The 13552-nt window shown below is 65.3% G+C and carries 13 protein-coding genes and 1 pseudogene; 10 read left to right on the forward strand and 4 right to left on the reverse strand.

Going from position 1 to position 13552, the window contains the following annotated elements:
* The 5 genes and pseudogenes from ACI3K3_RS14855 to ACI3K3_RS14875 form a co-directional block, all read left to right on the forward strand.
* Positions 1–215, forward strand: a pseudogene (locus ACI3K3_RS14855) (hypothetical protein); the annotation flags it as partial.
* Between the two features lie 10 nt (positions 216–225).
* Positions 226–714 carry a disulfide bond formation protein B gene (locus ACI3K3_RS14860; RefSeq protein WP_404914967.1) on the forward strand — a complete coding sequence of 163 codons (489 nt, stop codon included), beginning with the start codon at positions 226–228 and terminating at the stop codon, positions 712–714.
* Positions 711–1226 (forward strand): demethoxyubiquinone hydroxylase family protein, encoded by a 516-nt coding sequence (locus tag ACI3K3_RS14865; RefSeq protein ID WP_404914969.1) that lies wholly within the window; start codon positions 711–713, stop codon positions 1224–1226. Before ACI3K3_RS14860 ends, ACI3K3_RS14865 begins: the two co-directional genes overlap by 4 nt.
* 115 nt (positions 1227–1341) lie before the next feature.
* On the forward strand, positions 1342–1944 hold the full coding sequence (locus ACI3K3_RS14870) for a hypothetical protein (RefSeq protein ID WP_404914971.1): 603 nt from the start codon (positions 1342–1344) through the stop codon (positions 1942–1944).
* 301 nt (positions 1945–2245) lie between these two features.
* A complete protein-coding gene (locus tag ACI3K3_RS14875) occupies positions 2246–3805 on the forward strand; it encodes a DEAD/DEAH box helicase (protein WP_404914973.1) in 1560 nt (519 codons plus the stop codon).
* A gap of 150 nt (positions 3806–3955) precedes the next feature.
* Here the strand turns inward: ACI3K3_RS14875 and ACI3K3_RS14880 are convergent, their stop codons facing one another.
* On the reverse strand, positions 3956–5290 hold the full coding sequence (locus ACI3K3_RS14880; RefSeq protein ID WP_404914975.1) for a hemolysin family protein: 1335 nt from the start codon (positions 5288–5290) through the stop codon (positions 3956–3958).
* A gap of 220 nt (positions 5291–5510) precedes the next feature.
* On the opposite strand from ACI3K3_RS14880, the gene ACI3K3_RS14885 reads away from it, so the two are divergent.
* Positions 5511–6185, forward strand: a complete 675-nt coding sequence (locus tag ACI3K3_RS14885; RefSeq protein WP_313434586.1) for an OmpA family protein — start codon at positions 5511–5513, stop codon at positions 6183–6185.
* 100 nt (positions 6186–6285) lie between these two features.
* Here the strand turns inward: ACI3K3_RS14885 and ACI3K3_RS14890 are convergent, their stop codons facing one another.
* The gene (locus ACI3K3_RS14890) at positions 6286–7080 is read right to left on the reverse strand and encodes a 3'(2'),5'-bisphosphate nucleotidase CysQ (protein WP_404914977.1); all 795 of its coding nucleotides are present in this window, start codon (positions 7078–7080) and stop codon (positions 6286–6288) included.
* Positions 7081–7243: 163 nt separating this feature from the next.
* Here ACI3K3_RS14890 and sucC point away from each other — a divergent pair, with 163 nt between their 5' ends.
* The 4 genes from sucC (at position 7244) to ACI3K3_RS14910 (ending at position 11504) form a co-directional block, all read left to right on the forward strand.
* Positions 7244–8443, forward strand: coding sequence for an ADP-forming succinate--CoA ligase subunit beta (gene sucC / locus ACI3K3_RS14895; protein WP_404914979.1), 1200 nt, complete (start codon positions 7244–7246; stop codon positions 8441–8443).
* Between the two features lie 322 nt (positions 8444–8765).
* Positions 8766–9512 carry an electron transfer flavoprotein subunit beta/FixA family protein gene (locus ACI3K3_RS14900; protein ID WP_404914981.1) on the forward strand — a complete coding sequence of 249 codons (747 nt, stop codon included), beginning with the start codon at positions 8766–8768 and terminating at the stop codon, positions 9510–9512.
* The gene (locus ACI3K3_RS14905) at positions 9512–10441 is read left to right on the forward strand and encodes an electron transfer flavoprotein subunit alpha/FixB family protein (protein WP_404914983.1); all 930 of its coding nucleotides are present in this window, start codon (positions 9512–9514) and stop codon (positions 10439–10441) included. Before ACI3K3_RS14900 ends, ACI3K3_RS14905 begins: the two co-directional genes overlap by 1 nt.
* Positions 10442–10595: 154 nt before the next feature.
* Positions 10596–11504, forward strand: a complete 909-nt coding sequence (locus ACI3K3_RS14910; protein ID WP_404914985.1) for an energy transducer TonB — start codon at positions 10596–10598, stop codon at positions 11502–11504.
* A 199-nt stretch (positions 11505–11703) separates the two neighbouring features.
* On the opposite strand, the gene ACI3K3_RS14915 is transcribed toward ACI3K3_RS14910, so the two are convergent.
* Both ACI3K3_RS14915 and ACI3K3_RS14920 read right to left on the reverse strand, forming a co-directional pair.
* Positions 11704–12255: a GNAT family N-acetyltransferase gene (locus ACI3K3_RS14915; protein WP_404914987.1), complete on the reverse strand. Its 552-nt coding sequence runs from the start codon at positions 12253–12255 to the stop codon at positions 11704–11706.
* Entirely contained in the window at positions 12252–13472 is a 1221-nt protein-coding gene (locus tag ACI3K3_RS14920; protein WP_404914989.1) for a DUF445 domain-containing protein, read from the reverse strand. The genes ACI3K3_RS14915 and ACI3K3_RS14920 overlap by 4 nt, the downstream gene beginning before the upstream one ends.
* Between the last annotated feature and the right edge of the window lie 80 nt (positions 13473–13552).

Below are 13552 nucleotides of genomic sequence, written 5' to 3' on the forward strand. Positions count from 1 at the left end.
ACAAGGAACTGGAAACCGACAAGAAGGACGACCCCCGCTTCAAGGCCTCGGCAGAGGATCTGAAGAAGCAGGGCATCGAAGACTTCCAGCTTGCCTATGCCATCGATACGCTGCGCCGCACCGCCGGAAAGCCGGCGCTGGCGCGTTACAGCGCGCCGCCGGCAACCGTTCCGGCCCAGAAGCCGGCTGGTCCCCAGACCGCGCAGAAGGACTGAGGACGCCGAGATGACTGTTGCCGTTGCCGCCCCCTTGCGCGCAGCCCGCGCGCTGGCACTCGTCGTTCCCGTGGTCCTGCTCGGGGGTGCCTATGTCAGCCAGTACGTCTTCGGGCTCCACCCCTGCGAGATGTGCTGGTGGCAGCGCTATCCGCACATGTTCGCGATCGTCTTTGCCGCGCTGGCGTTCTTCTGGCGGCCGGTGCGCCCGCTGGTGGCCGTCGCCGCAGTGGGCATCCTGACCTCGGGCCTGATCGGCGGCTATCACGCGGGTGTCGAATACGGCTGGTGGCAGGGCATGACCGCCTGCACCTCCACGACCTTCGCGGCCGGGGTGGACCCGATGGATGCGATCCTGAACGCGCCCGTGATCCGCTGCGACGTCGCGCCCTGGACCCTGGGCGGCATTTCGCTGGCGGGCTTCAACTTCCTCATCTCCACCCTGGGTGCCCTGGCCGTGTTCGGTCTTGTCGCCCGCAGCCGCAAGGTACCGGCATGACCTCTTCGAAGGCTGAGCGGATGATCCGGGTCGATCAGGCCGGTGAATTCGGCGCGACGCGAATCTACGCCGGCCAGCTTGCGGTGATGGGCGCCCGTGCCCCGCATTCTACCGAGATCGCCGGAATGGCCGAGCAGGAGGCGGAGCATCTGGCCCGCTTCGATGCCATGATTGCCGAACGCCGGGTACGGCCCACGCTCTTGCAGCCGGTATGGTCTGCGGCGGGCTATGCGCTCGGCGCGGCGACGGCGCTGATCGGTCCGGAAGCGGCCATGGCCTGCACCGCCGCGATCGAGACCGAGATCGACCGCCACTATACCGAGCAGCTCGAAGACCTTGGCGACGAGGATCCCGAACTCGGCGGCGTCATCCGCAAGTTCCGCGACGAGGAGCGGGAGCACCGTGACGCGGCGCTGGCCGCCGGCGCGGAAAAGGCGCCCGCCTATCCGCTGCTGTTCAACGCCATTCGGCTCGGCTGCCGCGTGGCGATCAAGCTTTCGGAAAGAATCTGAAATCCGAACGTTATACTGTCGCCGGAAAAGGGTGGCATGATACTTTGGACCCCGTTCAAGGCCGCCGTGCCCTGAATCGGTTCCGCGAACACCTCGACCAAGCTGGAGCAATTCGATGACGCGCCTCCTGACCACTGCCGCAGCTCTCGCCACCTTGGGGTTGGGGCTGACCATGGGCGCGCTGCCCGCCGCCGCGCAGGACGCCGGCACGGGCGACGACAAGGTGAACCAGCTGATCATCTATGGCGACGATCCCTGCCCGGCTTCGAGCGGCGGCGAGATCACCGTCTGCGCGCGCAAGGCCGAAGAGGAGCGCTTCCGCATTCCGGAGCCGCTGCGCGGCATCGACCGGCCGCAGTCGGAAGCCTGGACCAACAAGGTGCAGGCCTATGAAACCGTGGGCGCCTTCGGCAACATGAGCTGCTCCCCCGTGGGCGCGGGCGGTGCTTCGGGTTGCACGCAGAAGCTGATCAACCAGGCCGCTGCCGAACGCAAGAACGGCTCCGAGGTGCGCTTCAGCGAACTGATCCAGGCCGAGCGCGAGAAGCGCCTTTCCACCATCGACGCCGATGCCGCCGCGCAGCAGAAGCGGGTGGAGGAAGCCGAAAAGGCCTATTTCGACCAGCGGCAACGCCAGGAAGCCGAAGCGGATGCCAAGGCCGGGGCCGCTGATGCCCCCCTGCCGCAGCCGCAGGCCTCGAACAAGCGTCGCAAATAACGCTGCCAAGACCGCGCTTTCGAAGCGGAAAAGGCTGAAACGCCGGGGCAGGTAACCTGCCATCACGCAATTATCTTGCGTTTTTCCGCAGCGCACACTAAATGCCACCCGACAACCGGCGCGTAGGGTTCTTCCCTGCCGCAATCCGTGAGCAGCGTGACGTCCCATGCGGACCGGCCCGGATGAGCGGTTGTCCTTTTGAACAAGCTTCCTTCTTCACGCAGGGTCGCCCGTAACGACACCTTGCTGTGTGCGCGGGCCAAGTACCTTCCGCGTGCCCCGCACCTTGTGAAAGTGACACATGTCCTATTTTTCCGAACTTGGTCTGGCCGAGCCGATTCTCCGTGCGCTCGCGGCCAAGGGCTACACCGATCCCTCGCCGATTCAGCGCCAGTCGATTCCCGCGCTGCTCGAGGGTCGTGACATTCTCGGCATCGCGCAGACCGGCACCGGTAAGACCGCCGCGTTCTCGCTGCCTTCGCTGCACCGCCTGGCCAACGATCCCAAGCCGCGCCAGAACGCCGGCTGCCGTATGCTCGTGCTCTCGCCGACCCGCGAACTCGCGGCCCAGATCGCCGAGAACATGCGCGGCTATGCCAAGTTTCTGAACCTTTCGGTCCAGTGCATCTTCGGCGGCGTGCCCGCCGGCAAGCAGGCCCGCGCGCTGGAGCGCGGCACCGACATCCTCGTCGCCACCCCCGGCCGCCTGCTCGACCTGATCGACAGCCGCGCGCTGACGCTGCGCCACGTCGAAATCTTCGTGCTCGACGAAGCCGACCAGATGATGGACCTCGGCTTCATCGTTCCGCTGAAGCGCGTTGCGAACCTTCTGCCCAAGCAGCGCCAGAGCCTGTTCTTCTCGGCTACCATGCCGCAGGCGATCGCCGAGCTGGGCAAGCAGTTCATCAATAACCCGGTGAAGGTCGAAGTCGCCCCGCAGTCGACCACGGCGGAGCGTGTCGAGCAGTACGCCACCTTCATCAACCAGGCCGAAAAGCAGGCGCTGCTTACCCTCAGCCTGCGTGAAGGCCTGGCCGAGGACGCCGCCGAAAAGGCCGCGCATGGCGCGATCGACCGCGCGCTGGTGTTCACCCGCACCAAGCACGGCGCCGACCGCGTGGTCCGCCACCTCGTTGCCGCCGGCATCCCGGCTGCCGCGATCCATGGCAACAAGAGCCAGGCCCAGCGCACCGCCGCGCTCGGCGGCTTCCGCCAGGGCACGATCCGCATCCTCGTCGCCACCGACATCGCCGCACGCGGCATCGACGTCAGCGGCGTGAGCCATGTCTACAACTTCGAAATCCCGAACGTGGCCGAACAGTACGTTCACCGCATCGGCCGCACCGCGCGCGCCGGCGCGGATGGCGTGGCGATCAGCTACGTCGCTCCGGATGAGAAGCCCTATATCCGTGACATCGAGAAGCTGACCCGCGTGAAGCTAGCGACGCTCGGCCTGCCCGAGGATTTCCAGAAGCAGGCCGCGCGCCTGCCCGCGCCTTCGCGCCAGGCCCCGGCCGCGCCGCAGGGCAACGGTCGTTCGCGTGACGGCCAGCGCCAGGGTGATGGCCGTCGCGACGGTCGTGGCGGCAACCGCAGCGGGCAGCCGCGCGGCGAGCGTCGTGACCGGCCGCACGGTGATCGTCCGCAGGGCGAGCGGCCCCAGGGTGATCGGCCTCACGGCGAGCGCACCGAGCGCCGTGGCGACGAGCGTCGCCGTGATGACCGTCCGCGCAGCGATGCGCCGCGTGGCGATCGCCGCGAGCATGGCGGTGAAGAGGGTGGCGAGCGCAAGCGCAGCTTCCGTCCGCGCGGCGGCAAGACCGTTGGCACCCACAAGGGAGCGGTCCGCCGCGCCAGCTGATCGACCGCAATGAAAAAGGCCGGTCTCCTATGGAGCCGGCCTTTCAGGCGATCGGAACGGGTCTCATGCCATCGGCGTGGGGCCCGTTTTAAGTTTTTGGTTTGCCGCATTTTCCGAGTCATCAGGTGATTTCACCTGATTAGAAAATGCTCATGCCTCTCCGGCAACGCCGTCGTCCCCGCCATCCTCGTCGATGCGAGAGACAAGGATCTTGTCGATCTTCAGGCCGTCCATGTCGACGACCTCGAAACGCCAGCCCTGATCGGCGAAGAATTCCCCCTCGCGCGGGACTTTCTTGAGCACGGCCAGGATATAGCCTGCAGCGGTGGCATATTCGCGATCGTCGGGCAGGGTCATGGCCAGGCGATCGGCCAGGGCATCGGCGGGCATCGCGCCCGATACCAGCAGCGAGCCGTCCTCGCGCTCCACCACCATCGGTGCGTCGCCTTCGTCCTGATGGCCGACGAAAGTTCCGGCGAGGGCCGCCAGCATGTCGGACGTGGTGACAAGGCCTTCCAGATGGCCATATTCGTCATGCACGACCGCCATCGTCACTTCCGCCTGCTGCAACTTGCGCAGGGCATCCATGGCATCGAGCTGGTCGGGGATGACTTCGGCCTTCTTCATCATCGCGGCGATCTCTACCGGACGCCCGGCGACGAGTGCGGCCAGGACTTCGCGCACCTTGAGGATGCCCACGATGTTGTCCGGCGAACCTTCCTCCGCCACCGGCAGCATCGAGTGCGGCGAAGCCTCGATCTTTTCGCGCAGGGCTTCCTCGGTGGCGTTGACGTCGATCCAGTCGATCTGGTTGCGCGGCGTCATCAGCTCGCGCACGGGCCGTTCGGCCATGCGCATGATGCCCGTCATCATCGCGCGCTCTTCTTCCTCGATCACGCCGGAGCGGGTCGCTTCGGCGAAGATCATCTGAAGCTCTTCCGCAGTCAGCCGCTCCTGATCGCCCCCGCGAATCGAGAAGAGGCGCAGGATCAGGCCGGACGACCTGTCCAGCAGCCATACGAAAGGCGCCATGAGTCGCGCCAGCCAGGCCATCGGCCGGGCCATGAAGATCGCCACCGGCTCTGCCATGCGCAAGGCAAGTTGCTTCGGCACGAGTTCGCCGACCACGAGGCTGGCAAAAGTCGTGGCGATGATGACCAGCGTGAAGCCCGCTTCACCCGCGAAACGGGCAGGCACGCCCAGCGCAGCCAGTCGCTCGCCCACGGGTCCGCCCAGGCTGGCGCCCGAATAGGCACCGGCGATGATGCCGATGAGGGTGATGCCGATCTGCACCGTGCTGAGGAACTTGCCGGGGTCTGCCGCGAGGTCGAGCGCGGTGCGCGCGGCGCCGCTGCCCTTGTCGGCCAGGACTTTCAGCCGTGCTGAGCGTGCTGACACGATGGCCAGCTCGGACATGGAGAACAGGCCGTTGAGCAGGATCAGGCCGGCGATGATGAGGAGGTCGGTCCAGGGAAAAGGTGTCACAGTACCCTTGCGCTAGCAGAAATCACCGCAACTGCGAAGCGGCTGTTGCGGTTGGACATAAACGTCACGCGGCAGAAACGCGGTTTGGACGGAAACGATGCGTTTCGCTGCCGTGGGAACAGTTGGATGCAGCAATCGTTTCGCCGGGATCAGCCATCTGCTATTCATGTCCACTACCACACATACGCGGTGGAAGTGTTTCTGAACAGGAGGGAAGACCATGAAGAAATCACGCCTGATGACGTCCGCTTTTGCCGCTCTTTCGCTCGTTGCGGTCTCCGCCTGCGTTACCGATCCCAATACCGGTGAGCGCAAGGTTTCGCGCACGGCCATCGGCGGCGCTGGCGGCGCGGGTCTTGGCTACCTCCTGGGCAGCGTGATCGGCGGCAAGACCGCGCGCATCGTGGGCGCGGGCATCGGCGGCGTGGCCGGCGGTGTCGTCGGCTACCAGATGGACAAGCAGATCAAGGAACTGAAGGAAGACACCGCCGGATCGGGCATCGACGTCACCCAGGAAGGCGACGGCATTCTCGTCAACCTGCCGGACGTGACCTTCGCGGTCGATTCCACCGAGATCAGCCCCTCGTTCCAGTCCGCGCTCGACAATGTCGCGCAGAGCATGACCAAGTATCCCGACAGCCTGATCGACGTCTACGGCCACACCGACTCCACCGGCTCGGCCACTTACAATCAGGATCTGTCCAAGCGCCGCGCCGACTCGGTCGCGCGCTACCTGATCATGCGCGGCGTTTCGTCCGCTCGCATCCAGACGCAGGGCATGGGCAAGAACTATCCGGTCGCGGACAACACCACGCCCGAAGGCCGCGCCAAGAATCGCCGCGTCGAGATCAAGATCACGCCGGTCACGCAGGACGAGGCTTCCGCCGCGCGATAATCGTAAAAAAGTGTTTCCGCTGGAAAGCGGGATCGGGAAAGGGGTCGGCCTTAGGGTGCGGCCCCTTTTTGCTTCGACCTCTGGTGCCGGCGTTTACGGCCTAAGCCGAGTACCGACGCGCCCGATCCGCCAGGCGCTCCACCGCCGCTTCGTGAATCGCGGCCGAACTCACCATGACGCCGAAGGCGCGGGGATCGTGCTTGTTGTAGTTGAGCGGCTTTCCGAAAGCGTCGGTGACGGCGGCCCCGGCCTCGCGGGCGATCAGCCCGGCGGCGGCGATGTCCCACTCGTAACCCCAGCGCAGCGTAGCCAGCAGGTCTGCGTCGTCGGCGGCGACCATCGCCATGCGCAGCGCGATCGAATTCGGCTGGTCCACCAGCATAAGGTCGGCATCTTCCGGCGCCAGCTTCTTCGCGGGAACGCGTGCGCCGGCCAGCGTCTCGCGCCCGCTCGCACGCAGCGGCACGCCGTTGCGTGAGCTTCCCTTGCCCGCCTCGCCATACCAGAATTCGCCGCCGGCTTCCCGCGCCCGTGCCGGGGCATGGAGCAGGCCGATCAGCGGGCGGCGCGTATTCACCAGTGCTACGGAAACCGCCCAACCCGTGCGCCCGGCGATGAAATCGCGCGTACCGTCGATCGGATCGACCAGCCAGACCAGTTCGTGACCCTGCCGGGCCGGTGAATCCACGGTCTCTTCCGAAAGCCAGCCTGCCGAGGGCAGCAATCGGCCCAGTTCCCGCTTGAGGTAGGTATCCACCTCGATATCGGCGACGCTGACCGGGCTGCCGGGGGTTTTTTCCCAATGCTCAAGCACGTGGCCGTCACCCGGCCAACCGGCCATGGCGATCCGTCCGGCCTGGCGGACGATGGCTTGGAGTCTGTCGCGATCGATCATGCGCGAGTCGTTCTGGTGTTCCGGATGTTTTGAGATGTTGCGCGATCCCATTGCGCAGGGAACGGGACTTTTCAAGCGCGCAGGGATGTGCTTATGCGGCCGGGATCAGTTCGGGGCTCTTCACGCCTTTCCACGGACACTCCAGCAGAAAGCGATTTCAGCGATGAACATTCACGAATACCAGGCGAAGGAACTGCTTGCGAAGTTCGGCGTCGGCATCCCCGCCGGCATTGCCGCTCTCACTGTCGAGGAAGCGGTCGCCGCCGCCAAGCAGCTCCCCGGGCCGCTCTATGTCGTGAAGGCCCAGATCCACGCCGGTGGGCGCGGTAAGGGCAAGTTCAAGGAACTCGGTGCCGACGCCAAGGGCGGCGTGCGCCTGGCCAAGTCGGTTGAGGAAGTCGAAGCCTTCGCCAAGGAAATGCTCGGCAACACGCTCGTCACCGTGCAGACCGGCGATGCCGGCAAGCAGGTTAACCGCCTCTACGTGACTGACGGCGTCGACATCGCTTCGGAATACTACCTCTCGATGGTCGTCGACCGCGCTTCCAGCCGCGTCGCCATGATCGTCTCGACCGAGGGCGGCATGGACATCGAGGATGTTGCCCACAACACCCCCGAGAAGATCACCACCGTCACCATCGACACCGCCGCCGGCTTCCAGCCGCACCACGGCCGCGCCGTTGCCTTCGCCCTCAAGCTGAGCGGCGAACTCAACAAGCAGGCGCAGAAGATCGCCAAGCAGCTCTACGAAGCCTTCGTGGCGCTTGACTGCGACATGCTCGAAATCAACCCGCTCGTCGAAACCAAGGACGGTAACCTGCTCGTCCTCGACACCAAGATGAGCTTCGATTCGAACGCGCTGTATCGTCACCCCGACGTGCAGGCCCTGCGCGACGAGACCGAGGAAGATCCGGCGGAAGTCGAAGCCTCGAAGTACGACCTGGCCTACATCAAGCTCGACGGCGACATCGGCTGCATGGTCAACGGCGCCGGCCTCGCCATGGCGACGATGGACATCATCAAGCTGAACGGTTCGTTCCCGGCCAACTTCCTTGACGTCGGCGGCGGCGCCACCAAGGAAAAGGTGACCGCGGCGTTCAAGATCATTCTGCGCGATCCGAACGTGAAGGGCATCCTGGTCAACATCTTCGGCGGCATCATGAAGTGCGACGTCATCGCCGACGGCATCGTTGCCGCCGCGAAGGAAGTGAACCTCTCGGTTCCGCTCGTCGTTCGCCTCGAAGGCACCAACGTCCAGCAGGGCAAGGACATCCTGGCCAACTCCGGCCTGCCGATCGTCCCCGCCAACGACCTGGGCGATGCCGCCAAGAAGATCGTGGCAGAGGTCAAGAACGTCGCCTGATAGGGCCCCGTTTCTTGGATCTTGCACGATCCCGTGATGGATAATGCAGCGGCGGGGGTTTCCGGACCCCCGCCGTTTGCGTTTGAGGCGCGCGGGAAGCCGATCTTTTCGGCATCATAGTATTTCTCGGCCCTGGCTTTTCTGCCGGAGCGATGCGCGTTCTCGCGAATTTGCGATATGGCGTGCCTGGTGATCCCCGGATGGGCTCATCTCGCTGCGGCAGGCCTTGACGCTTACGTCAATTGCCTATTAGGCGGGCCTTGAGTGGATTTAATCGAGCGGCTAAACACGCCGTGCCTGAAAACTGAGAGGACCCGATCAGATGAAGATCCTCGTGCCCGTAAAGCGGGTGATCGACTATAACGTGAAGCCCCGCGTGAAGGCGGATGGTACGGGTGTTGACCTGGCCAACGTAAAGATGAGCATGAACCCGTTCGACGAGATCGCGGTGGAAGAAGCCATCCGCATCAAGGAAGCGGGCAAGGCGGAAGAGATCATCGCCGTCTCCGTCGGCCCGGCCAAGGCGCAGGACACGCTGCGCACTGCGCTTGCCATGGGCGCCGACCGCGCGATCCTGATCGAAACCGATGCAGAGGTCGAGCCGCTGGCCGTCGCCAAGATCCTCAAGGCGATCGTCGCCGAAGAGAATCCCGGCCTCGTGATCCTTGGCAAGCAGGCGATCGACGACGATTCGAACCAGACCGGCCAGATGCTAGCCGCGCTGCTGGGCCGCCCGCAGGGCACTTTCGCCAGCAAGGTAGAGATCGACGGTGACCACGTTGCCGTGACCCGCGAAGTCGATGGTGGTCTGGAGACCGTGAAGCTGTCGCTGCCCGCGATCGTCACCACCGACTTGCGCCTCAACGAGCCGCGCTACGCTTCGCTGCCCAACATCATGAAGGCGAAGAAGAAGCCGCTCGATGTGAAGACCGCCGCCGACTACGGCGTCGACATCGCCCCGCGCCTCAAGACCCTCAAGGTCTCGGAGCCGCCCGTTCGCTCGGCTGGCGTCAAGGTTGCCGACGTCGATGCGCTGGTTACGAAGCTCAAGGAACTGGGAGTCGCCTGATGAAGACGCTCGTTTGGGTCGAACACGACAACGCGTCGGTCAAGGACGCGACGCTCCACACAGTCACCGCCGCTGCCAAGCTGGGTGAAGTCCACCTGCTGGTCGCCGGCTCGGGCTGCCGCGCCGTGGCCGATGAAGCTGCGAAGATCGCCGGCGTCGCCAAGGTCCATGTGGCCGACAACGCCGCCTACGAACATGCGCTGGCCGAGAACGTCGCGCCGCTGATCGTTGAACTGATGGGCCACCACGACGCGTTCCTGGCGCCCGCCACCACCACCGGCAAGAACGTCGCCCCGCGCGTCGCCGCGCTGCTCGACGTTGCGCAGCTTTCGGACATCCTTTCGGTCGAAGGCGAGAAGACCTTCACCCGTCCGATCTACGCCGGCAATGCCATCGCCACGGTCGAATCGAGCGATGCCAAGCTGGTGATCACCGTCCGCGGCACCGCCTTCGAGAAGGCCGCTGCCGAAGGCGGTTCGGCTGCGATCGAAGACGTCGCCGGAGCCGGTGACGCGGGCCTCTCAAGCTTCGTGGGTGCCGAACTCGCGAAGTCCGAACGTCCGGAACTGACCAGCGCCAAGGTGATCGTCTCCGGCGGCCGCGCGCTGAAGGATTCGGAGACCTTCGAGCAGGTGATCCTGCCGCTGGCCGACAAGCTCGGCGCAGCCGTCGGCGCCTCGCGTGCGGCAGTCGATGCGGGCTATGTGCCCAACGACTACCAGGTCGGCCAGACCGGCAAGATCGTCGCTCCGGAAGTCTACATCGCCGTCGGTATATCGGGCGCGATCCAGCACCTTGCGGGCATGAAGGACTCCAAGACCATCATCGCCATCAACAAGGACGAGGATGCTCCGATTTTCCAGGTGGCCGACGTCGGCCTGGTGGCGGACTTGTTCACCGCCGTGCCGGAACTTACCGGCAAGCTCTGAGCGGCATTAAAATCGTGAAATGATGCGAACCCCGGCCCGAAACGGCCGGGGTTTTGCTTTGTCGGCATTAGACGACGATCGACGATTACTCTTGCCAAGCCCGGTCCGGCTCATAGTCTGCGGCGCATATTTCACGCATAAGCAAGGACTTGGCATGAGCAGAACCCAATCCGTCGCGCTGGTTGCCATGGCCGCGGTCACTTTGACTTCCACGCCCGCCATGGCGGAAACCACGGTGCTCACGGCCAGCTCGCCCTGGCAGATGGACAATGGCGCGGATTCCTGCAGCCTGAAGCGCGGATTCGGCACGCCTGACAATCCGGCGCTTCTGGAAATCGAGCGTCTCGGTCCCGGCGATCGGTTCTACGCCACGATCACCGGGAAGGCCTTCAACGGTCTGGCCGAATCGTCGAATCTCGTGCTCAAGACCGGACCCGACGGGGCGAAGCCGATCGCGGACCGATTCACCGTTGCGGATGCGCCGATCGAGGGCGGCGGCAAGCTTACCGCCCTGATCTTCTCCGCCACGACCTGGAATGGTTTCACGCAGGACGATCGGGCTCCCGCGCCGGTGACGCCTGAGCGCGAAGCGGCGATCACATCCCTGATCGTGTCCTGGGGCGACAAGGCGGTTCAGCTGGGTACGGGTTCGCTGGGCAAGGCCATGGCGGCAATGCGCGAATGCACAGACCGACTGGTGCGTTCGTGGGGCCTCGATCCCGCGCAGCAGGCAGGCCTTTCCGCGCACCCGGTGCCGAAGAGTTCGCCCGATACCTGGATCGCGGCCAACAGCTACCCCTTCGGCGCGGACAATCGCCATCGTCCCGGCCTGACGCGCGCGCGCCTGCTGGTCGACGCTTCCGGTGCGGTGAGCGGATGCACGGTGGTGGACAATTACGGCGACGCGGCGTTCGCGACAGCGGCCTGCGAACAGATGACGTCGAAAGCGGCCTTCTCTCCGGCGCTCGATCAGGCCGGCAAGCCGGTGGCGTCCTACTATCAGGCCAGCATCCGCTGGAAAGTGCGCCGTCCGATGAAGCAGGTCGGTCAGCGCCGTCGCTGATTCACTTCCGGGCTGGGGGCATGCGGGTCAGGTGCAAGGGGCGAGGTTTGTACTCGATCCCCGCTACGCAGATCATCCCTACGTTTAGTCGTGATGATCTGGGAGCTGGCCCGCGTGTCGGTTTAGCCGTTTGATCGGAGAGCGGTCAAACGGCGCGTGACCGATTGCGCACTTGCGGCCCTCCGTCGGTCGGCTCTCGTCAGTCGGTACCGCGCTCGAACAGGTTGACGATCACCGCGTTGCCTTCGTCGCCGATGTCATGGCTGCCGCAAGGGGAGAAGCCCAAGGCGGCGGCCACGCGCTCCGAGGCGTGGTTGCCTTCCTCGATCATGCAGGCGATCCGACGCTGGCCGTGAGTTTGGTCGAACCAGTCGAGCGCGGCCTGCATGACTTCCTTGGCCAGCCCCTGGCCCCAGTGATCCTTGCGGACGATCCAGCCCGCTTCCGGCATGTCGTCCATGCCCCTGCCGAAGCCGCGCCAGGTGTGGAACACGCCGCAGTTGGCGATAATCTCGCCGCCGCCGCGCCGTCGCACCGGGAAAGTGCCATAGCCGTAGAGCGCCCAGGATCCGCCATTGCGCTGGAGGCGTTCGAAGACGCCCTTCGCTTCCGGCTGGGCCGGACCCAGGAAACGGCGCGTTTCCTCGTCCGCGATCAGGCGGATCATGTCGTCCAGGTCGCTCGCCTGCGGCTTCCAGAGTTCGAAACGCTCGGTGACGATCACCGGACCGTCGGACCCTGACAGGCTCACAGCAACTGGTCCACGACATGGATGCAGACGCCGAACAGGCCGCCGACCAGGGTGCCGTTGATGCGGATGAACTGGAGGTCGCGGCCAACCGCGCCCTCAATGCGATCGGTGACGGTGCGGGCGTCCCAGCGCTTCACGGTTTCCGACACGAGCCTCACGATCTCTCCCCCATAGCGCGACACCACGCCGACCAGCGTGCGACGGGCGAAGCGATTGACCATGTATTGCAGGCGGACATCCTCGCCAAGCGCGAGCCCCAACTGGGCCAGGCTTTCGCCCAACGCTCCGGAAAGCGCCTGATCGGGATTGCGCACGGCCTTGAGCAGCGCGGCGCGCGTGCGTTCCCACATGCCCTCCCACCACGCCGCCAGCGCCGGGTTTTCGAGCAGGTCGTTCTTGATGCGCTCGACCTTCGCCTGGGTCTCGGGCTTGTGGCGAAGGTCGTGAGCGAGGCCGGCAAGGGCTTCGTCGATCCTAGCGCGCAAGGGATGGTCGGGCTGCACGATCACTTCGGCCAGCAGGCGGTAGGCGCCGTCCAGAACGCCATTGGCCAACCTTTCGTCAAGGCCGGTCCAGCGCATGATGGTGTTGGCGCGCTGGTGGATCATCTCGCGGATCATCGGCTCATTGGCCTCGATCGCTTCTCCGATCTTGCGCAGCACGCTTTCCAGAAGGGGCAGGTGGCGCTGGTCGGCGATGGCGTTCGAGAGCATCTGGCCGAGCAGGGGCGCCGCCTCGATCTTCTCCAGCTGGCGATGCAGGCCGGCCTTGACCATGCCGCCCATCTGCTCGGGATCGAGCGATTCCAGCACGTCGCCCAGCAGGTTCGCCGCGCCGGCGCGGATGCGGGACTGCTCCTCGCGCGCCGGGTTTGCCAGGAAGCTTCCGGCGGCCGCCGCAAGGTTGAAGCCGCGCAGGCGACGGGCGACCACCTGGGGCGTCAGGAAATTGTCCCGCAGGAAAAGCGCCATCGAATCAGCGATGCGGTCCTTGTTCTCGGGAATGATCGCCGTGTGCGGGATCGGGAGGCCGAGCGGATGCCGGAACAGCGCCGTCACCGCGAACCAGTCGGCCAGGCCGCCCACCATCGCCGCTTCGGTAAACGAAATCGCGTAGCCCAGCGGCACGTTCCATTCGGGATGGAGCAGGGCGAGGCGGCGGAGCACGACGAAGGCTGCCGCCATGAACAGCAGCAGCCCCGTCGCGAACAATCGCATGCGCCGGGCCCGATCGGTGATCGCGCCCGGCCGGAAAAAGTCTTGCCGTGCCACGGAGATGCTACGCTTGAGGGCCGGCA

This window comes from Novosphingobium sp. ZW T3_23 (assembly GCF_044987305.1).
Lineage (GTDB): Bacteria > Pseudomonadota > Alphaproteobacteria > Sphingomonadales > Sphingomonadaceae > Novosphingobium.

Excerpts from the sequence above, each read along its gene's own strand:
- ACI3K3_RS14860 (WP_404914967.1), top strand. The coding sequence starts at position 226 with ATGACTGTTGCCGTTGCCGCCCCCTTGCGCGCAGCCCGCGCGCTGGCA.
- ACI3K3_RS14865 (WP_404914969.1), top strand. The coding sequence starts at position 711 with ATGACCTCTTCGAAGGCTGAGCGGATGATCCGGGTCGATCAGGCCGGT.
- ACI3K3_RS14870 (WP_404914971.1), top strand. The coding sequence starts at position 1,342 with ATGACGCGCCTCCTGACCACTGCCGCAGCTCTCGCCACCTTGGGGTTG.
- ACI3K3_RS14875 (WP_404914973.1), top strand. The coding sequence starts at position 2,246 with ATGTCCTATTTTTCCGAACTTGGTCTGGCCGAGCCGATTCTCCGTGCG.
- ACI3K3_RS14885 (WP_313434586.1), top strand. The coding sequence starts at position 5,511 with ATGAAGAAATCACGCCTGATGACGTCCGCTTTTGCCGCTCTTTCGCTC.
- ACI3K3_RS14890 (WP_404914977.1), bottom strand. The coding sequence starts at position 7,080 with ATGATCGATCGCGACAGACTCCAAGCCATCGTCCGCCAGGCCGGACGG.
- sucC (WP_404914979.1), top strand. The coding sequence starts at position 7,244 with ATGAACATTCACGAATACCAGGCGAAGGAACTGCTTGCGAAGTTCGGC.
- ACI3K3_RS14900 (WP_404914981.1), top strand. The coding sequence starts at position 8,766 with ATGAAGATCCTCGTGCCCGTAAAGCGGGTGATCGACTATAACGTGAAG.
- ACI3K3_RS14905 (WP_404914983.1), top strand. The coding sequence starts at position 9,512 with ATGAAGACGCTCGTTTGGGTCGAACACGACAACGCGTCGGTCAAGGAC.
- ACI3K3_RS14910 (WP_404914985.1), top strand. The coding sequence starts at position 10,596 with ATGAGCAGAACCCAATCCGTCGCGCTGGTTGCCATGGCCGCGGTCACT.
- ACI3K3_RS14920 (WP_404914989.1), bottom strand. The coding sequence starts at position 13,472 with ATGCGATTGTTCGCGACGGGGCTGCTGCTGTTCATGGCGGCAGCCTTC.